The organism is Microbulbifer litoralis (genome assembly GCF_023634065.1).
GTDB lineage: Bacteria > Pseudomonadota > Gammaproteobacteria > Pseudomonadales > Cellvibrionaceae > Microbulbifer > Microbulbifer litoralis.
In genome coordinates this window covers 218,784-238,266 of the sequence record NZ_JALKCV010000004.1, presented here as the reverse complement: position 1 = coordinate 238,266, position 19,483 = coordinate 218,784, and the positions used below count along the sequence as shown (strand labels likewise).

The 19,483-nt window shown below is 64.2% G+C and carries 17 protein-coding genes; 7 read left to right on the top strand and 10 right to left on the bottom strand.

Annotated elements, in window-relative coordinates:
- Positions 1-18: 18 nt before the first annotated feature.
- The gene (locus MWN76_RS08490) at positions 19-822 is read left to right on the top strand and encodes a class I SAM-dependent methyltransferase (RefSeq protein ID WP_250460966.1); all 804 of its coding nucleotides are present in this window, start codon (positions 19-21) and stop codon (positions 820-822) included.
- 57 nt (positions 823-879) lie between these two features.
- Here the strand turns inward: MWN76_RS08490 and MWN76_RS08485 are convergent, their stop codons facing one another.
- The 4 genes from MWN76_RS08485 to MWN76_RS08470 form a co-directional block, all read right to left on the bottom strand.
- Positions 880-2,265: an L-serine ammonia-lyase gene (locus MWN76_RS08485; protein ID WP_250460965.1), complete on the bottom strand. Its 1,386-nt coding sequence runs from the start codon at positions 2,263-2,265 to the stop codon at positions 880-882.
- A 251-nt stretch (positions 2,266-2,516) separates the two neighbouring features.
- Entirely contained in the window at positions 2,517-3,494 is a 978-nt protein-coding gene (gene cmoB / locus MWN76_RS08480) for a tRNA 5-methoxyuridine(34)/uridine 5-oxyacetic acid(34) synthase CmoB (protein WP_250460964.1), read from the bottom strand.
- Positions 3,491-4,243, bottom strand: a complete 753-nt coding sequence (gene cmoA, locus MWN76_RS08475) for a carboxy-S-adenosyl-L-methionine synthase CmoA (protein ID WP_250460963.1) — start codon at positions 4,241-4,243, stop codon at positions 3,491-3,493. The genes cmoB and cmoA overlap by 4 nt, the downstream gene beginning before the upstream one ends.
- 77 nt (positions 4,244-4,320) lie before the next feature.
- On the bottom strand, positions 4,321-7,233 hold the full coding sequence (locus tag MWN76_RS08470; RefSeq protein ID WP_250460962.1) for an insulinase family protein: 2,913 nt from the start codon (positions 7,231-7,233) through the stop codon (positions 4,321-4,323).
- 184 nt (positions 7,234-7,417) lie between these two features.
- Between MWN76_RS08470 and MWN76_RS08465 the strand changes: the two genes are divergently transcribed.
- From MWN76_RS08465 to MWN76_RS08450, 4 genes are all read left to right on the top strand, one after another.
- On the top strand, positions 7,418-8,131 hold the full coding sequence (locus MWN76_RS08465; RefSeq protein WP_250460961.1) for a DUF599 domain-containing protein: 714 nt from the start codon (positions 7,418-7,420) through the stop codon (positions 8,129-8,131).
- A 1-nt stretch (position 8,132) separates the two neighbouring features.
- Positions 8,133-8,459 carry a nucleotide pyrophosphohydrolase gene (locus MWN76_RS08460; protein ID WP_250460960.1) on the top strand — a complete coding sequence of 109 codons (327 nt, stop codon included), beginning with the start codon at positions 8,133-8,135 and terminating at the stop codon, positions 8,457-8,459.
- On the top strand, positions 8,452-9,228 hold the full coding sequence (locus MWN76_RS08455) for a methyltransferase domain-containing protein (protein WP_250460959.1): 777 nt from the start codon (positions 8,452-8,454) through the stop codon (positions 9,226-9,228). The genes MWN76_RS08460 and MWN76_RS08455 overlap by 8 nt, the downstream gene beginning before the upstream one ends.
- A 221-nt stretch (positions 9,229-9,449) precedes the next feature.
- Positions 9,450-11,348: a DUF3413 domain-containing protein gene (locus MWN76_RS08450; protein WP_250460958.1), complete on the top strand. Its 1,899-nt coding sequence runs from the start codon at positions 9,450-9,452 to the stop codon at positions 11,346-11,348.
- Between the two features lie 6 nt (positions 11,349-11,354).
- On the opposite strand, the gene MWN76_RS08445 is transcribed toward MWN76_RS08450, so the two are convergent.
- Both MWN76_RS08445 and MWN76_RS08440 read right to left on the bottom strand, forming a co-directional pair.
- On the bottom strand, positions 11,355-11,855 hold the full coding sequence (locus MWN76_RS08445; protein ID WP_250460957.1) for a J domain-containing protein: 501 nt from the start codon (positions 11,853-11,855) through the stop codon (positions 11,355-11,357).
- A 37-nt stretch (positions 11,856-11,892) separates the two neighbouring features.
- Positions 11,893-13,158 carry a porin gene (locus MWN76_RS08440; protein WP_250460956.1) on the bottom strand — a complete coding sequence of 422 codons (1,266 nt, stop codon included), beginning with the start codon at positions 13,156-13,158 and terminating at the stop codon, positions 11,893-11,895.
- Between the two features lie 212 nt (positions 13,159-13,370).
- Between MWN76_RS08440 and MWN76_RS08435 the strand changes: the two genes are divergently transcribed.
- Positions 13,371-13,943 carry a class I SAM-dependent methyltransferase gene (locus tag MWN76_RS08435; RefSeq protein WP_250460955.1) on the top strand — a complete coding sequence of 191 codons (573 nt, stop codon included), beginning with the start codon at positions 13,371-13,373 and terminating at the stop codon, positions 13,941-13,943.
- Between the two features lie 40 nt (positions 13,944-13,983).
- Entirely contained in the window at positions 13,984-14,613 is a 630-nt protein-coding gene (msrA, locus tag MWN76_RS08430) for a peptide-methionine (S)-S-oxide reductase MsrA (protein WP_250460954.1), read from the top strand.
- Positions 14,614-14,810: 197 nt separating this feature from the next.
- Here the strand turns inward: msrA and MWN76_RS08425 are convergent, their stop codons facing one another.
- From MWN76_RS08425 to MWN76_RS08410, 4 genes are all read right to left on the bottom strand, one after another.
- Positions 14,811-15,677, bottom strand: a complete 867-nt coding sequence (locus tag MWN76_RS08425) for a sulfurtransferase (protein WP_250460953.1) — start codon at positions 15,675-15,677, stop codon at positions 14,811-14,813.
- A 79-nt stretch (positions 15,678-15,756) separates the two neighbouring features.
- A complete protein-coding gene (locus tag MWN76_RS08420) occupies positions 15,757-17,367 on the bottom strand; it encodes an alpha/beta fold hydrolase (RefSeq protein WP_250460952.1) in 1,611 nt (536 codons plus the stop codon).
- 7 nt (positions 17,368-17,374) lie between these two features.
- Positions 17,375-17,998, bottom strand: coding sequence for a trimeric intracellular cation channel family protein (locus MWN76_RS08415; protein ID WP_250460951.1), 624 nt, complete (start codon positions 17,996-17,998; stop codon positions 17,375-17,377).
- 95 nt (positions 17,999-18,093) lie between these two features.
- On the bottom strand, positions 18,094-19,278 hold the full coding sequence (locus MWN76_RS08410; RefSeq protein WP_250460950.1) for an acyl-CoA dehydrogenase: 1,185 nt from the start codon (positions 19,276-19,278) through the stop codon (positions 18,094-18,096).
- Positions 19,279-19,483 lie beyond the last annotated feature (205 nt).

The following is a 19,483-nucleotide window of genomic DNA, read 5'->3' as shown; positions in this document are numbered from 1 at the left end:
CGGATAGATGGATCGGATGTGAAGGATACCTTGGCGGTCGTCGCCCGCAGTGAGGAGTGGTTGGCGGAGGCGCGCGCCCTGGCCGACCGGCTCGATATTCCCTGCCTCGATTGTGTTTCCCCCGAAAGTATCGATGCCCCCGGCCAGGTTCTGGAATGGGGTGAGCGACTGCAGCTCAGCGCAACCGGACGCAAGGCGCCGGGGCCGGTATCGGTGGATTTCGTCGGCGGCGCCTCCGCGCACCGGCGCATGTTCGGCGGTGGAAAGGGTCAGCAGATCGCCCGGGCGGCCGGGCTTCGCAGCGGCTTTTATCCGCGGATTACCGATGCCACCGCCGGGCTGGGGCGCGACGCCTTCGTCCTGGCATCCCTCGGCTGTGAAGTGTTGATGCTGGAGCGCAACCCGGTGGTGCGCGCGCTGCTGGAAGACGGCCTGCGACGCCTGCACCAGGCGGCGCAAGCCGATGCGGAACTGGCCGCGATAGCGGCGCGCCTGCGCCTGGAGGAGAGTGGCCTGCCGGCATCGGAGTGGCTCTCGAGGCAGCCGCCGGAATCGCAACCGGTGGTCTACCTGGACCCGATGTTCCCCGAGCGCGGCAAGAGTGCCAGGGTCAAAAAGGAGATGGCCGCCTTCCACCTGTTGGTGGGCAGCGACGGGGATGCCGATGCACTACTGGAGCCGGCCTTCAGCGCCTGCTACTACCGCACCGTGGTCAAGCGCCCGAAAGCGGCTCCCCACCTCGCCGGCCGAAAGCCGTCCCTCAGCCTGGAGGGCAAATCGGGACGGTTTGATATCTATACAAAACACGGGATTGGCCGATAGCCACACTAGTGGGCCGCTCGCAAAGTCAGGTGACAAAGGAGCTTTACAAGCAGCCCACTAGCAATTGACCGCGTTCACCGCCAGCCCGCCCTGTGAGGTTTCCTTGTACTTGCTCTGCATGTCGACCCCGGTCTGGCGCATGGTTTCGATGACGCTGTCCAGCGGCACGATATGGGCGCCGTCGCCGCGCAGGGCCAGGCGGGCGGCGTTGATGGCCTTGACCGCGCCCATGGTGTTGCGCTCGATACAGGGTACCTGCACCAGGCCCCCTATGGGATCGCAGGTCAGGCCCAGATTGTGTTCCATACCGATTTCCGCGGCGTTTTCTATCTGCTGGTTGCTGCCGCCCTGGACGGCGGCGAGGCCGGCGGAGGCCATGGAGCAGGCCACGCCGATCTCGCCCTGGCAGCCGACCTCCGCCGCGGAGATGGAGGCGTTTTTCTTGAACAGCATGCCGATGGCGCCGGCGGTCAGCAGGAATTTCACCACCTGGTCCTTCAGCTCGCCGTGCGCCTTCGGGTCGTGCACGAACTGCACGTAATAGGCGATGACCGCCGGGATCACACCGGCGGCACCGTTGGTGGGGGAGGTGACGATACGGCCGCGGGCCGCGTTCTCCTCGTTGACGGCCAGTGCGAACAGGCTGACCCAGTCGAGGATGGAAAGCCCGTGGTTGCGTTCCTCTTCGCTCTGTTTGCTCAGCTCGCGAAAGAGTTCCGCCGCGCGTCGGCGCACATTGAGCCCGCCGGGCAGGACGCCGGTCTGCTCGCAGCCGCGTTTGATGGAGGCGTCCATCACTTCCCAGATATGCCAGAGCTGGTCGCGGATTTCGGTTTCGCTGCGGAAGGCCTTTTCGTTGACCATCGCCAGTTCGGCAATGCTCCAGTCGTGTTTTTCGCACAGTTCCATCAGCTGCCTGGCGGAACTGAAATCGTAGGGCAGCAGGGTGGCGATCTGGTCCTTGTGGGCGAAGTCTTCCTCCGACAGCACAAAGCCGCCGCCGATGGAAAAGTAGCTGCACTCGAACAGCAGTTCGTCGCCGCACCAGGCCTTGCAGGTCATGCCGTTGGCGTGCTGTGGCAGGAATTCGTCGTTGTGGAACAGCAGGTCGCGCTCGCGGATGAAACCGACTCTGTGATCTTCGTTCAGCCGCAGGGCGCGATCCCGTTCGATCTGCGCCAGCTTGTCGTCGATGGTGTCCACGTCGATGGTGTCCGGCGCCTCGCCCAGCAATCCCATCAGTACCGCCATGTCGGTACCGTGGCCGATCCCGGTCAGGGCCAGGGATCCGTACAGGTGCACCTCGACCCGGTCGGTCTGTTGCAGCTGCTTCCGGGTCTGCAGGTCCTGCACGAACTGCCGCGCGGCAACCATCGGGCCCACGGTGTGGGAGCTGGACGGACCGACGCCGATTTTGAAAAGCTCGAATACACTGATGCTCATAATGTTCGGGACTCGGGACTCGGGACTCGGGACTCGGGACTCGGGACTCGGGACTCGGGACTCGGGACTCGGGACTCGGGACTCGAGTTTTGCACTACCTTGGGGCGCACTTTGCCATCAGTTCGCCGGCGATCAAGGTAGAGATAGTGAAAGGATAGAAAACTCTGTGTTTACAGTCTTTGTGCCTACAGAATTCCACGAAAGCAGGAAAATAGGCAGAAATATCGCAGACTCATTCCGAGTCCCGATCCTCATGGCGCTTTTGCGACCAGAACGGCCCTTTTGGGCGCGGGGTGACCCTCGAGGGTTTTGTCCGGTGACTCCGGGTCCAGGAAGTCGGCCAGGGACTCGAAGCGCATCCACTCGGTGCGGCGCTGTTCGCCGAGGTTGGTGGTGTCGACATCGACGGTACGGGGGTTGCGGAAACCGCACTTGCGCAGCCAGCTCTCCAGTGTGGCGCAGCTCGGCAGGAACCAGACGTTGCGCATCTTGGCATAGCGCCCCTCGGGCACCAGGCAGTCGCCGGGGCCGCCGTCGATCACCAGGGTTTCCAGTACCAGCTCGCCCCCCGGGCGCAGGGTGCCGCGCAGTTCGCGCAGGTGGTCCATGGGCGAGCGGCGGTGGTAGAGCACACCCATGGAAAAGGTGGTGTCGAAGGCCTGCAGGTTGGCCGGAATATCCTCGATACCCAGCGGCAGTATGTCCACCGGTTGTTCGGTCCCCAGGTATTTTTTCAGCGCGTAGAACTGGGCGACGAACTTGGCCGACGGGTCGATGCCGATCACGCGCCGGGCACCGGCGCCGAACTGTCGCCAGCAGTGATAGCCGTTGCCGCAGCCGACATCGAGCAACAGCCGCCTGTGCAGCGGTTCGATGTGCGGCAGCAGGCGCTCCCACTTCCAGTCCGAACGCCACTCGGTATCGATGAACAGGTCGAAAATTTCCCAGGGACCCTTGCGCCACGGATGCAGTTGGCGCAGCTGTGTTTCCAGTTCCACCAGCTGTTCGCCCGATGCATCGGCGGCGACGCCGGCGCGCACTGTTTCCGTCAGCTCGACACCGGACGGCGCGATATCCGGCAGCGACTCCAGCGCCGCGCGCCAGTCGGGCAGGTCGCCCCAGCGGTGCGGGCTCAGGCCGGCCGCCACCTGTTGCGGCAGTTGCGGCAACCACGGACGCAACGCGGGGATATGTTGCAGGCCGGCGTAGAGGTTGGTGTAGTCGATCATGCCGGCTGCGTCCCGGGGCCGGCCTTGATCGCGATCATCGAGGCAAAATTGAAGCACTGGAACCAGACATCGACACTGCCGAAGCCGACGGACTTCATGCGCTCGCGGTGTTGGGCCAGCGTTTCGGGAATCAGCACATTCTCGATCGCCGCGCGCTTCTGTGCCACTTCCATCTCGCTGTAGCCGTTGGCGCGCTTGAAGGAGTGGTGCAGTTCGATCATCAGTTCCTGGTGATCCCGGTCCTCGAAGGCCACTTTTTCCGACAGGATCAGTACGCCGCCGGGCAGCAGGCCGTCGTGAATCCTGCGCAGTATCTCCGCGCGTTCCTGTACGGGGATAAACTGCAGGGTGAAATTCAGCACCACCACCGAGGCGTTTTCGATGGCGACGTTCTGCACGTTGTCGCAGACCAGCTGCACCGGGATCTGGCCGCTGTCGGCGTCGAGAACGGTGCGCGCGCGGTCGATCATCGCGCGGGAGTTGTCCACCGCGACGATTTCGCAGTCCGCCGCCGGTATCCGGTGGCGCATGGACAGGGTGGCGGCGCACAGGGAGCTGCCCAGGTCGTAGCAGCGGCTGCCGGCCTGCGCGTAGCGCTCGGCCAGGGTGCCGATCATCGCCACGATGGTGGTGTAGCCCGGCACCGAGCGCTGGATCATATCCGGGAAGACGTCCACCACCGACTGGTCGAACTGGAAGCCGGCCACGTCGCCCAGGGGATTGGCGTAGATATTGTCGCGTTTGTTCATGGTATGGATTGCGGCATACGGAATGGGGTTGCGGGTGTTCCGCACGCCCCATCCGGCATCCCGCATGGATACACCCCTTACAGCTTCTCTTCCTGCAGGTCGAGTTTCAGCCCCGCCTCGCGGCCCTGGCTGCCGGTGACGACCGCGGTGCTGGCGTCTGCCGGTTTCAGGTAGGCGGCGCCGACCCGCTGCAGGTCTTCCAGGCGCACTTCGGTCACACGGCGGCGGAACTCCTGGCGCACGGCGTGGGTGCGGCCGTAGAGATTGGAGTGGAAGGCCTTCTTGGCCTCGCCGGCGGGGGAGCCGGGTTTGTCCAGGCCGCCGACCACGCCGAGGATGGCTTCCTCCACCTGTTCTTCCCGGTGGCCGCCGCCGGCGAGCCACTCCAGCGAGGCGTCGAAATCCTGCAGCGTCTCGCCCATGCGCGGGTCGCGGTAGGAGAAGAAGCGGAACACCCCGGTATTGCTGTCATGGCTGGCGCCGCCGCCGTAGGCGCCGCCCTGTTCGCGGATGGCGCGGTGCAGGAAGCCGTTGCGCAGGAAACCGCCCAGCACCGACAGCGGCGCCGCGTCCGGGTGGGTCATGGGCACGGTGGCATAGGCCTTGGCGCAGAAGTTGACCTGGCTGTTGGCGATCCACAGCTGTTCGACCCGGTGCGGGTCGAAGGGGGCAGTGCCGGCGGGCGCGGTGCCGATGGCGTCGCTGGCCAGCGGCGCCAGGGCGCCGGTGAATTCCCGCAGCCGGTCCTCTTCGCCCACCAGCAGGAACTGGCGCTCGGCGCCGAGGATCTTGCGGTGGATAATCTCGAAGTGATTGACGAGTTTCTCCAGGCCCGCGTCGCTGTCGAAACCGCGCACCAGTGCCTTCAGGTGGCGCAGCCCCAGCAGGCCGCCGCTGGCGTGCGTCTCGAAGGCGGCGCGGTTGTAGCCGGCCGCGGCGGCGGCCATGGCCAGCGCGTGGCCGTTGCCGACCACGCCCTGTTCGCGGCGCGCCAGGGTCTGCAGTAACAGCTCCTTGATACGCGGCAGTTCATCGAAGCGCACCTGTTCCAGGGTGGCCTGCATCAGTTCCGTCAGCGCCGGCTGGTTGGCGGCCAGCGCCTTGCCGGACAGGACGAAATGGCCCTGGATCCGCTGCAGGTCGTCGATATGGGTGCGGCTGCTGGTAAAGCTGTGCAGGGCCCCGGCGACGCTCGCCTGCCACTGCTGTACCTCGAGGTAGTCTTTGTCGTCGAGGCCGACTTCGCTCAGCACCTGGCAGTAATAGGGCAGCAGCTGTTTTTCTTCCTCGGTGAATTCCGGCAGCGCGCAGACCATCTGCTGGTAGACGATGCCGTTGGTGCCGGCGCCATAGCGGGTCAGTTTCTGCCGGCGCAGTTCGGTCTCTTCCCCTTCGACCTTGGGCAGCTCCGGCGGGATGTCCTCGACGCCCACCTTGGGCAGTATCGAGGCGTCGTCCTCGCGCTGCTGGCGCTCCAGCAGCGCGTGGGCGGTCTGGATGATCTGCTGCTTCTGGCCGTCGTCGAGCCCGGCCCGGATCTCCGCCAGGCGCGCTTTTTCCGCCTGCTCGCGGCGCTCGGCCAGCTTGTCATCCGGGCTCAGCACCAGGCGCACCCGGTGCTGGTTTTCCAGCAGCAGGCTGCGGGTCTTGTCGGCGATAAAGCGCGGATCCTCGATCTGCTTGCGCAGTTTTTCCAGTGTGGCGTCGATATTCAGCAGGCCGATGGCGTCGCCGCGGTGGGTGGCGCCGGTGAGCGCGGTCATGATCAGCTGCAGGCCGTAGGGGAAGCCGTCGCCGGTGATCTCGCGCTGGTGCAGTTCCAGTTGGTGCAGGGCGGCGGCCACCTGTTCGTAGGGCACGCCTTTCTCCGCCACTTCTTCCAGTACCGCCAGGATCTGTTTTTCCAGTTCGTCGGCGCGGTCGCGCTCGCTGCCCTCGATGCCGCACACGAACACCAGTTCGCGCTGGGAGTCGTCCAGGCCGATCAGCGGCGAGGGGGAGGTGCCCAGGCCGGTGGTTTCCAGCAACTTCATCAGCGGCGAGGCGCTGTTGTCCAGCAGCACGCCGGCCAGCAGGTGGGCGGTCAACACGTCTTCCAGGTCGGTGACATCGCCCAGCAGCCAGCCCAGTACGATGTGGGTCTTTTCCTTCAGGTCTTCCTCGCCGCTGAGGGGGTAGTGTTCCTCCACCGACACCGGCGCCAGGTAGTAGTCCTCGCGGCCGACGGCGATGGTCTTGTTCAGCGATTCGAATTTGTGCAGCGCCTTTTCCTCGAACACCGCCTGGTGCTCGGCGGCGGGGATATCGCCGAAGGTCATGAAGATGGCGTTGCTGGGGTGGTAGTGGGTGCGGTAGAACGCCTGCAGCTGTTCGTAGCTCAGCTTGGGAATGTCCGCCGGTTCACCGCCGGAGTTGTGGTGGTAGGTGGTGGTCGGGAACAGGTATTTGCTCAGGGTCTGCCACAGCTGCGAGCTGACCGAGCTCATGGCGCCTTTCATTTCGTTGTAGACCACGCCCTTGTAGACCAGCTCGCTGTTCGGGTTGTCGGTTTCGGCAAACTCGAGGCGGTGCCCCTCCTGGGCAAAGTCCAGCGGGTCCAGTTTGGCGAAGAACACCGCGTCCAGGTAGACATCCAGCAGGTTGTCGAAATCCTTGCGGTTCTGGCTGGCGAACGGATAGGCGGTCCAGTCGGAGCTGGTGAAGGCGTTCATGAAGGTGTTCAGGGAGCGCCGGATCATCATGAAGAAGGGATCGCGCACCGGGTATTTGTCGCTGCCGCAGAGCGCCGTGTGCTCGAGAATATGCGCGACGCCGGTGGAGTCCTGGGGCACGGTGCGCAGCGCCACCAGGAAGACGTTCTCCCGGTTGTCGGCGGCGATATGCAGGTGTTGGGCGCCGGTGACTTTGTGCCGGTACTCCTCCACGCGCACGCCGAGGGATTCGATTTCCGCGCTGGTCGCCAGTTCGAAGGCGGGGTGTGCGTTGTTCAAAAGACAGCTCCATCCGTTGTAGGCGTGTTGTGGGCCGGTGCGCCGTGGGCGACGCGGCCGCTGGTGGGGCGCTATTCTACCGCCTGCGCGCAGCGTAAAAACAGTGTTGACACTCGCGCCGCGAGGTCGAACACTTCAATAGCCCTGCAATGGGCATAAATGTAGACGAACACGGAGATCGGCGTTGACCTGGTTGGATGTCGCCAGCGTAACTGGCTTTTTGCTCACCTGGGCGGGATATACGGTGTTTGCGCGGCGCAAAGCCAAGGTGACCTGGTCGCTCTCTTCATCGCTGCAGTGGTACCGGGTGGAATGGATGCTGCGCATGCTGGAACGGGATATGCGCATGCCCGACGCGGCCATCCTCGGCAATCTGGAGCGGGTGATCGGTTTCTTTGCCTCCACCAGTATCCTGATCCTGGCCGGCCTGGTTACGGCGCTGACCGCCACCGATGCGGCCATCGAGGTGCTCAGCACCCTGCCACTGGCGGAACCGGCGTCGGCGGCCCAGTACGAGCTCAAAATCCTGCTGCTGATCCTGATTTTCATTTTCGCCTTTTTCAATTTTACCTGGTCGATGCGCCAGTACTCTTTTGCCAACGTACTGCTCGGCGCCGCGCCGCCGCCGGATTCGGAAGACATGACCGTGGAAATGCAGCGCCGCTTTGCCATCAGTACCGCCAAGGTCATCGACCAGGCTGGGCACAGTTACAACTACGGCCTGCGTTCCTACTACTTCGCCATGGCGGTCATGGGGTGGTTTATTCATCCGCTGGTATTTATTGTCAGCTACGCGCTGGTGGTCTGGGTCCTCTACCTGCGCGAGTTCCGCTCCCGCACGCTGCAGTCGATCCTGGCGGCCGAGGGGCGCTCGCTGGACCAGAAACGGGAAAAATAGAATGGAGCGCCAGGCCCTGCTCGCCGCCTTTGACGAAATCGCCCGCCGCCGCGGCTGGGCGCCGCTGCACACGCCGAAGAACCTGGCGATGGCGCTGTCGGTGGAGGTGGCCGAGCTCAACCGCCATTTGCAATGGCGGGATGACGCGGAAATAGCGCAACTGATGGCGGGCGACAGGGCGCCCGAAGTGGCAGCGGAACTGGCGGATGTGCAGATGTACCTGGTGAAGCTGGCCGACACCCTCGGCGTCGACCTGGATGCGGCACTGACCGACAAGGTCGCCGAGAACCGCCGCCGCTGCGAACTGGCGGAACGCGGCGATGGGTGATCGCAATTTCGACGACCTGGCGCACCGTTTCCGCAAGCGCATCTACGGTGGCCTGAAAGGGGATATCCGCCTGGCGGTATTGAACCGCGACCTGGCGCCGGTGCTGGCGGAGGGGAGCCGCGCACTCAAGGTGGTGGATGCCGGCGGCGGCCAGGGACAATTCGCGCTGGACCTGGCCGCCGCCGGACACCGGGTCTTCCTCGCCGATATCTCGACGGAAATGCTGGCCCAGGCGGGCGAACTGGTGGCCGAGCGGCAGCTACAGGATCGGGTCACGTTGCTGCAGCGCCCGTTGCAGGAGCTGCCGGCGCTACCGGAAGTCGGCGGCGCGGACCTGGTGTTGTGCCACGCGGTGCTCGAGTGGCTGGCGGAGCCGAGGACTGCGGTCGGGTATCTGCGGGACCTGTTGCGGCCCGGCGGCTACCTGTCCCTGACGTTCTACAACCGGCGCGGGCTGGAATACCGCCTGTTGCAGCGGGGCAGTTTCCGCCAACTGGACCGCAACATTGACTCCGGCCACTGGGGCGGCCATCCCGGCAGCCTGACACCGCAGAACCCGCTGTTGCGCGAGTGGGTCGGGGACTGGCTGGCCCAGGCTGGGCTTTCCGTCGTCGCCCACAGCGGTATCCGCTGCTTCAGCGATTTTATGGAGACGCCGATCCGCGAGGGCCTGCCGGCCACCGCCGTGGTCGAGAAGGAGCTGGCCTATTCGCGCGTCGATCCCTACCGGCAGCTGGCGCGCTATATCCATCTGCTGTGCCGGCGCTGAGTCCCCGGCGCCGGTTTTTCGCCCCTCCCTGTGCCCGCTTTTTATGTGCGACGGTTCGCATGAATGGCACGACAGTCACGTTCGACTCCACGTCATCCCTCCATTAGTATGCGCCCACAACTTAGTGCGCCCCAATTTAGTGCGCCCTGTCTCCGGTAGTGCTCGAACCGGCTTGCGCGCCCACGTCCCGGGCAGATTCGGGCACATGGAATAGGGCAGGGATGCCGGGAATCCAGGAGCTGGCAATTCATATGGGCAGCAGTAACCCCCTTGCAGGAAAACGCGACGCAGTCAGCTGGGTTGCCTGGTTCACTTTTGCCAACGGCCTGTTTGCCATGCTGGTGGGCCTGCGCTATGTGCAGTGGATCGATATCACCGATGTCACCACCGCTGCCTATGTTGCTGTCCTGTATCCGGGGCAGTTCGCCCTGATTGCCTGGTTGTTCGGCCTGCCGCTGTTGCCGGTGGCGCTGTTGCTGCCAGTGCGCCTTACCCGGGCCCTGGCCGTCGCCGCCGCGGTGGTGGGTATCGGCATCCTGGCCGTGGATACCGTGGTGTACTCCCTGTACCGTTTTCATCTGTCCGGTTTTGTACTGGAGCTGGCGCTGGGGGCGGGTGGCCAGGCCTTTACCCTGTCGGCGGCGACCAAAGTCGTTGCCGTCGCCGTGGTGCTGGCAATACTGCTGGCGGAGCTGGGGCTGGCGGCGCTGCTGAACCGGACGCGACCGCGGGGGCGCTGGCTGGGCGCAGGGTTCGCGATCCTGGTCGCGAGCCAGTTGGGAGCCCACGGCTGGCACGCCTGGGCCGACGCCAACTACGACTCCCGCATCACCTCGGTGACCCGGCATATCCCGCTGTATTACGCCGCGACTGCCAAGCGTTTCATGCAAGCGCGGGGGCTGGTGGATCCGCAGGCGGTGCGGGAGAACCAGAGTGCGGAAAAGCTGGTCAGCGCGCGCGGCGGCCGGCTCGATTACCCGGCTGCGCCGATGCGCTGTTCGGCACCGGCGGAGCCGAAGAACCTGCTGATCATTGTCGCGGACTCGGTGCGCTGGGATCTGTTGACCGAGCGCACCATGCCGGCGGTTTCCGCGCTCAAGGCCAGCTCGCAGGTGTTCGAGCGCCATTTCAGTAACGGCAACGCCACCAAGCCGGGCCTGTTCACACTCTTCTACGGTATACCCGCCAGTTACTGGGATGCCTTTACCGCCGCCCAGCAGCCGCCGGTGCTGATCGAACGGATGCAATCGCTCGGTTACGACACGCGGGTGCTGGCGTCGGCCACACTGGTCAGCCCCGCGTTCGAGCGCAATGTCTTCTCCTCCATCGAGAATCTGCGGCTGGAGACGCCCGGTGAAAAACCCTGGCAGCGCGATGCGCGCATCACGCGGGACTGGCTCGATTTCACTGCCGGGCGGCAGGCGCGGGGCGATGCGGATCCCTTTTTCGGTTTCCTGTTCTACGATACGACCCATTCGTTTGAAGTGCCGGAGGACTACCCGAAGTTCGAGCCCTACTGGAATGTGAACCGCTTTGCTCTCGACAACGAGTTCGACCCGGAGCCGTTCATGAACGCCTACCGCACAGCGGGCCATTATGTAGACGACCAGATTCGCAGGGTGCTGGACGATCTGCGACAGCGTGAGTTGATGGACGATACCATCGTCGTGTTTACTTCGGACCACGGCGAGGAGTTCAACGAGCACGGTATGAACTACTGGGGGCATGGCAGCAATTTCGGCGACTACCAGCTGCGGGTGCCGCTGGTGATCCACTGGCCGGGGATGGAGCCGCGGACCTACTCACATCGCACCCAGCATTTCGACGTGGCGCCGGCCCTGGTGCGCAATGGCCTCGGCTGCGAGGCGACGCCGCCGAAACAGTTTTCCTCCGATTTCGGGCTGTTCAACGAGGGGCGCCTGGGCTGGAATATGTCCCACAGCTATATGGATTACGCGCTGTTGATGCCGGAATTCCACCTGGTCAAACACGCATCGGGCACGGTAGAGCTGCTCGATACAACCACGTTACAACCGGCCAGCAAAGCCCGGATTCCCGGCGATGTGATGCGCGAGGTACTGCGGGAGATGTCGCGGTTCTATCAATCCGATGAGGGGTAATGTGGGTTACAGGTCCCGCAACAATAGCGCTTTGGCGGCATTGATTCGCGAGGCCAGGTAGTCGTTGCCGCCGCGATCCGGGTGCAGTTTCTGGATCAGCCGGCGGTGGGCGTTGACGATTTCCTCGCGGCTGGCATTGGCGCCGACATCGAGCAGCCGGCGCGCCTCCTCGGTGGTCAGGGTAGGGGATCTGTCGGCGCCGGCGGAGTCCGTCGATTGCCGCTCGCGCCGGGCCTGTGCCCGCCCGGCGATCAGCGGTGCCAGCCACGGCAGGTGGCGGCCCAGCCAGCCGAGGGCCCTGCCGAGTATGGGCAGCGCTACGGCAACGGCCGCGCCGACCCAGTGCAGGCGGCCGGAAATGGCCAGCAGCACCGCCACCAGTGCCACGGCGACCAGTGTCCATTGCAGCAGCAACTTGCGCCGCTGGCGCGGGGGGCTGGCCTGGAATTTCTGCCACGCCAGGTAAGCGAAAATACCGACCGCAATCAGCAGGATAATGCGGGCCACGGAGTTGTGCCTCTGTCAGTTGCCGACCGACAGCGTATCAGATGTCGATGCGAAAACCGACGGCCATAAAGCTGTCCATCACGGATTCGGCCACCTCGTTGCTGTCGTCGTAGCCGTTTTCCCAGTAGAGGCGAATGCGCTCGTTCCAGCGATACTGTACACCGAGGTAATACTCGGCCAGTCGAAACTCCTCGCCGACCACCAGGCGCCGCTCGAAGCCCACATCGTCGGATTTGAGGATGTTGTAGCCTCCGTACACGGAGTAGCAGTTCTCGCGCCCCCAGGTGTAGCTGAGGAAGGATTCGGACCCCTTGGCGTCGAAGAAATTGGTAGTGCCCATCACCACACCTTCCGGTGCCAGTTCGCTGTTCTGCGAACGCTGGAAGACCAGCGCGCCGTAAAAGCCCTGCTCGAATGCGCCCTTGCCATAATAGAGACCGAGGACCGTGGCCCAGGAGTTGCTGCTGGCGGCGATCAGGCGGTCGTTGCGGATCAGGATCGGGTCGCTCGGATCGGTGATGTCGTAGACTTCGCCGCGGTCGCTCTGGATATCGAGCTTGATGCGGTTGTAGGCGGCGCCGATAAAAAGCCCGTCGCCGATATCCGCGTGGTAAGTCAGCGAAATGGCATGGCCCAGCCCGTACTCGCAGTCCCCGGGCGGACAGACCAGCAGGGTGTCTTCGCCGGCGACATCCTCCACCTGGATATCCAGGTCCGCGGTGTGCGCCATATACTGCAGGCCCACCTGAAAATCCCCCGGGCCTATCTCCCACTGGTTGCGCCAGGTGCTGGCGCGGTTGGCGCGACCCGTACCGGTGATGCCACCGTCGGTGCCCAGGGTGTAGGTGGCGCTGGCGAGCCCGCCCGATACGTTGTACCAGTCGGTAATCTGGCTGACGTCATAGTAGACCCCCCACTGCTTGCCCACGGCGATATCGCCCCATTTTTCATGGTTGGCAAAGCCGTGGCCCTGGCGCAGGAACAGCGACATCCCCACATCGCCGGCGGAGGCCTGCTGGTCGCCCTGGATAACCAGGTCCTGGCCGGCGCCGACGGTGGTGATACCCCACTCGAGATTGAATCCCACATCCCAGGCGTCGTAGGCCGGCACATTCAGGCCGAACCGTATCCGCGAGGCGCCATCCTGCAGGGCCGTATTGCCCCTGCTGTTCACCTGGTGGAGGGTGAAGTAGCCGGACATATACAGGGTGGCTTCGTTGGACTGGTAGATGGGGACGGAATGGGCTGTGCCGGTGACAGCGAGAGTCAGGGCCGCAAGGCCGCGACGCAGATACTTATACATTTAGCGCTCACACAATTCCCTGTGGTATGCAAAAAATCCAAGGAGACGCCATGAAATGTAGTCGAGCGGGCTGAAGCTTTGGGGATTTGTCGATAAACTGGCAGGGATTTGGCATTCACTGCCTTTTTCCGGATGATTTCACTACCCCCAGAAGGAGATTGTCGCTAGCAATGGCTTCCAATGATCTGAGTCGGCGCCTCTTTGGTTTGACCGTGAGAAAAAACGCCCACCCCGATATACGCAAGCTGCGCCGCGAGGCGGGCGAGCCGGCACTGCACGGCAACAAATTCTGGAAAAGCTCCTGCCTGATGATGGATTACCTGCAGCGCACACCGCTGGAGAAAGGCGCGCGGGTGCTCGATATCGGTTGCGGCTGGGGGCTCGGCGGCATCTTCTGTGCGAAGAGGTTCGGCGCCAGGGTGACGGGCCTGGATGCGGACCCCAGTGTCTTCCCGTTTGTGCACTACCACGCCGGGCTCAACAGGGTGTCCGTCGATACCTGGCGCTGCCGCTATGAGAAAGTGAGCAGGGCGGACCTGGCGGGTTTCGACGCGGTGATCGGCACCGACATCTGCTTCTGGGATAAACTGGAGAATCCGCTGTACAATCTCACTCGCCGGGCCCTGCAGGCCGGCGTGCAACGGGTGGTGCTGGCAGATCCCGGGCGCCCGCCGTTCCGGAGCCTGGCCGAACGCGCCGAGGACAAACTGGGCGCGACTTACGAGGAGCGGGAGATCCGGCGGCCGATGAAAGCGAGCGGCTGCCTGATGATTGCCGAGCAGTGATGCTTCTTACTTACGCGCTCCTTATGCAAGAGGTAACAAGATGCAGTACGACAAGTCGAAGATTCCCAGCGCAGCCGATGCGCTGCCCGGCCGCGACGAAGCCATGCCGATCAGCGGCAAGCACTATGTCTCCGGCCACACCATGGTGGAACCGTTTCCAGCTGGAATGGAAAAGGCCGTTTTTGGTATGGGGTGCTTCTGGGGCGCCGAGCGGCTCTTCTGGGAAATCGACGGCGTCTACAGTACTGCGGCCGGCTACGCCGGCGGCGTGACTCCCAATCCCCACTATCGCGAAGTCTGCAGCGGCGGCACCGGCCACGCCGAAGTGGTGCTGGTGGTGTTCGATCCGCAGAAGGTCTCCTACCGCGAGCTGCTGCGGCGTTTCTGGGAGGAGCACGACCCGACCCAGGGCATGCGCCAGGGCAACGACCTGGGTACCCAGTACCGCTCGTGCATCTTCTGTTACGGCGACGGACAGCTGGAGCTCGCACGGGAAACCGAGGCGGAATTCCAGCAGGCACTGGAAGGGCAGGGACTCGGTAGCATCACCACCGAAATAGCCCCGGCACCCACCTTCTACTATGCCGAGGAGGATCACCAGCAGTACCTGGCCAAGAATCCGCAGGGATATTGTGGCCTGGCGGGGACCGGAGCCTGCCTGATTCGATAGGCAATGATTGCCCGTTGCTCTCTATCTATCTCAAGTTTCGGGGCTCACAGTGACTGGCCGGTGTAGCCCGGATGAAGGCGCGCAGCGCCAGAATCCGGGATTGTGATCCAGAGGGCCGCTCCCTGTTCCCGGATTCCGCTGCGCTCCATCCGGCTGCGCCTGTCGATTTGCAATCCCGGACTCCGAAACCTGAGTATCTATGTACTGCCGATAGCGTGCGGCTCGCCGGTCGCTGGAAACAGCATATGCGCACACCAGTCGCTCCAGCTGCCCGGGTAGAGCAGGGCATCGCCGCGGCCGATCAGGTGCAGGGAGAAGAGATTGACGCAGGCTGTCACGCCCGAGCCGCAGTAATTCAACAGCTGCTCGTCCGCCGGTATATCCCGCCAGTGTTCCAGTAACTCACTGCGGCCCTTGATGGTGCCGTCTTCCCTTGTGACGCCCTGCCACGGCTTGTTGAGGGCCGTGGGGATATGCCCGGCGATCGGGTCCAGGGGTTCCTCCACACCGGCAAAACGTTGCGGGTCGCGGGCATCGATCAGTTGCCACGGCGGGTTGTCCAGTTGCCGGTAGATTTCCCCGTGTTGCACCAGCGAGCTGGTGTCGGGGTCAGCGGTGAAGTTGCCCTCTGCCCGCGGCCGTGCGGCGCCACTTTCCAGCGGCAGGCCGGCATCGCGCCAGGCGGAAAAACCGCCGTTCAGGATTGCTACACGCCGGTGACCGAAATGGCGCAACAGCCACCAGGCGCGGGCGGCGAAGGCGATGCGGCTGTCGTCGTACAGGATCACGGGGTTGTCGCGGCCGATACCCGCCGCGCGGGCGAAACGCTGGAACTCGTCTGCCGGGGGCAGGGGATGGCGGCCGCCGTAGCGCTGCAGCGGACCGGACAGGTCCCGGTGCAGGCTCGCGTAGCGGGCGCCGGGAATGTGGGCCGCGGCGAACGCGCGCTCGCCCGCGTCGGGGGCGGTGAGGTCGTAGCGGCAGTCCAGCAGCAGTGGCTGCTGGCCGGGCTGTGATAGCAGATCCGCCAACTGCCGGACTTCGATAACGGAATCTTCGCGCATGGTCGTGTCGTTTTTTATCGTTATGCTGAAGAAATTAAGCGGAAAGTCGCGGTTTGTCCAGCCGCTGTATTACTTCGGACTAGCTCGACGATGGCGGTTCCGTATCGCCGGCGGTGCTGGCCTCCGGCGCCGGCTGCTCGTCTCCCTCCGGTTGCCGCTGCGCCGCCAGTTCCTCGCGGCGGCACCGCATGGCGGACTCCCGCTGTTGCTGCTCGGGGTCGTCGAGAAAGCGTCCCGCCGCCTGTTCGGCGCAGTTGCTCGCGGAAATGACATCGTGGGCCAGTTTCGGGAACAGCAGCCACTGGTGGTTGGGTAGTTTGCGCCTGGCCTCGTCCGCATCCTCGGCCGCCAGTACCGGATCGAGTCCGCCGTGCAATACCATGACCGGGCTGGCGGGCTGTATGGGCCGGGATTCCAGCAGCGGCGCGCTGGGAATGGCCCAGATGCGGCACTGTACCTGCATCAGGCTGAGATCCGTGCGCACCGGGCCGCCGAGCACACCGCTGTCGGCGGCGCTGGCCCGGGCCTTGTCGAAATCGACAAACGGCGCCTCCTCATAGCAGAAATGGCTGATGCCGGCGGCATCGCCGAAGTAGGGGTCCAGCAGGATGTTCATGAAACCGGCGACGGGTTTTTTGACCGGCTCCACATTGCCTTCTTCCAGCCCCTCGATGACTTCCGGCAGTTCGCTGTAGAAATTCTCGTTGTAGAGCGCCTGGAACAGTACCCGAAGCAGTCGCTGGCCGTTCAGCACGAAAGGGTATTCCTCCTCGGAGTAAAGGTGCTCGACCGGTACCGTGACCGGTTCCTCGTCCAGTGTCTGCACCAGGTTTTCCAGGCGCCGTTTCAGGTCCGGGTAGCGGCTGTGGCAGAGCTTGTCGTCGAGGCAGTACTGCAGGCCGCGCTGGTAGGCATCGAGGGAGTCCTGGGCCAGTTGCTGGGTGTAGATGATGTCCGGGAAGACGGCGCTGTTCAGCACCAGTGCGCGCACGGCTTCGGGGTAGTCCCGGGCAACGGTCAGTGCATAGCGGGAGGCGTAGGAGACGCCGTAGAGATTGAATTTCTCCACTTCCAGTTGCCGGCGCAGGGCGTCCACGTCGCGCGCGATCACGGCGCTGTTGTACTGGGCCAGGTCCGCCTCTTTGCTCAGCCGGCTGTAGCAGCGTTCCATGCTGTAGGTGAACACGCGGTTCTCCTCGTCCGGCATCAGGTTGCGCCGGAATGCGGTGTCGGCGTCCTCGATAAACTCGCTGCAGGTCAGGCGCGGCTCGGACATGCCGGTGCCGCGGGGATCCATCAGGATCAGGTCGCGGCCGTCGTCGACGGTCATGGCGGCGTAGTTCAGCCACAGCCAGTCGCTGGCGTTCTCCGGTTCCAGGCCCATGCTGGCGCCGGGGCCGCCGGCCCCCAGGTGCAACAGCGGCTGCTTGGCGCCGTCTGGCTCGATCGCGCGGAAGCGCACCACCGGGAACTGCACCTTGCGCCCGGCGGGCTTTGCGTAGTTCTCCGGCACTTCCATCATGTAGCACTGGGTCAACGGCCAGTTGCGATCGGTCTCGAACCAGCAGGGCTTGGGAATCAGGCGGGTGGGGTTTTCCACCTGCTGCTGCGAGGTGCCGCGGTCACAGGCGCTGAGAGCGAAGCAGGCGAGGGCGAGCAGAAAAGCGTTGCGGAGGAGGGAGACTGACACGGCGTTACTACCTGTTTGAGGGCCCAAAGCGGGCGATCGGGGCCGACAGATTCCAGCGCAGGGCCGCCAGCCGGATCGCCAGGGTGACCAGTATACCAGTAGCGACCACCAGGCTGCCCGGCACCTTCCCGCTGGCATCCAGCAGGACCAGCACCGCGGCGCCGCTGAGCGCGGCGGTGGCATAGATCTCGCGGCGCAGCAGCAGTGGGATGTCGCCGGCCAGCAGGTCGCGGATCAGGCCGCCGAAGGTACCGGTCATCACCCCCATGACGATGGCGATGGCCGGCGAGTGTCCCAGCGCCAGCACCTTCTGCGTGCCGATGACCACGAACACCGACAGGCCCAGGGCATCGGCAATCATCAGCAGGCGCATGGGCACCTGCAGGTAGCGGATCAGGTAAAAGCTGACCACGCCGGTCGCGGTGGCGATCCAAAGGTAGTGGCTGTCCTGCAGCCAGAAGACCGGCACATCGAGAATGATATCGCGGGTGGTGCCGCCGCCGGTGGCGGTGACGCAGGCGAGGACCACTGCACCGAACAGGTCCATCTGTTTGTGGCCCGCGGCGAGTACGCCGGTAAAGGCGAACACGACTATGCCGAACAGGTCGCACCAGTACAGTAGTTGTTCCATTGGCGGAGGCGGGGTCCGGTTTCAAGAGCAAGAGTAGGGTGCGCTGTGCGCACCATCGACCCCGGGGCGGCGCGGCGCCGCCCCGGGTCCCGAGCTCAGAAGAATGCCTGCAGCCCGGTCTGCGCGCGACCCAGGATCAGCGCGTGCACATCGTGGGTACCCTCGTAGGTGTTCACCGCTTCCAGGTTCATCACGTGGCGGATCACGTGGAACTCGTCGGCGATGCCGTTACCGCCGTGCATGTCGCGGGCCACGCGGGCGATGTCCAGGGACTTGCCGCAGTTGTTGCGTTTGACCAGCGAGATCATGGTCGGGTCGAAGTCCCCGTTCTCGTCCATCAGGCGGCCGACGCGCAGGGAGGCCTGCAGGCCCAGGGTGATTTCGGTCTGCATGTCGGCGAGTTTTTTCTGGAACAGCTGCGTCTGTGCCAGCGGCTTGTCGAACTGCTTGCGGTCCAGGCCGTACTGGCGCGCGGCGTGCCAGCAGAATTCCGCTGCGCCGATGGCGCCCCAGGAGATGCCATAGCGGGCGCGGTTCAGGCAGCCGAAGGGGCCGCGCAGGCCGCCGACGTGGGGGAATTTGTTCTCTTCCGGAACGAAGACGTTGTCCATGACGATCTCGCCGGTGATGGAGGCGCGCAGGGAGAACTTGCCCTCGATCTTCGGTGCCGAGAGGCCCTCCATGCCCTTGTCCAGCACGAAGCCGCGGATCACATCCTCGTCGTCCTTGGCCCAGACCACGAATACATCGGCGATGGGGCTGTTGGTGATCCACATCTTGGATCCGGTCAGGCGGTAGCCGCCATCCACTTTCCTGGCGCGGGTCTTCATGCCGCCCGGATCGGAGCCGGCGTCCGGCTCGGTCAGGCCGAAGCAGCCGATCCACTCTCCGGTGGCCAGCTTGGGCAGGTACTTCTCTTTCTGGGCTTCGCTGCCGTAGGCGGAGATGGGGTACATCACCAGGCTGGACTGCACGCTCATCGCCGAGCGGTAACCGGAATCCACGCGTTCCACCTCGCGGGCCACCAGGCCGTAGGAGACGTAGTTGAGGCCGGCGCAACCGTAGCCGTGAATGGTGGAACCCAGCAGGCCCAGTTCGCCCATCTCGTTCATGATCTCGCGGTCGAAAATCTCGTTGCGGTTCGCTTCGAGGACCCGCGGCATCAGTTTGCTCTGGCAGTACTCGTACGCGCTGTCGCGCACCATGCGCTCTTCGTCGGTCAGTTGGCGGTCCAGCAGCAGGATGTCATCCCAGTGGGCGAGTGGCTGATGTTTACTCATGGCAATATCTCGTCTACTTCTTCCGTTTTCCCGTTACCGCCGGTGTGTCCGGCCGGTCTTATGGGGTTGCATCATACCGGAGTCCGCGTCGCGCGGCACCTGTAGCGGACCGGCAGGGCGAGCGTAAACAACGGTAAATCTCCTTGCAGGGGCAAGGTCGCCCCCCATAATAGTCGCGAATAATTTTACAAGCTGGTGCCTTTTA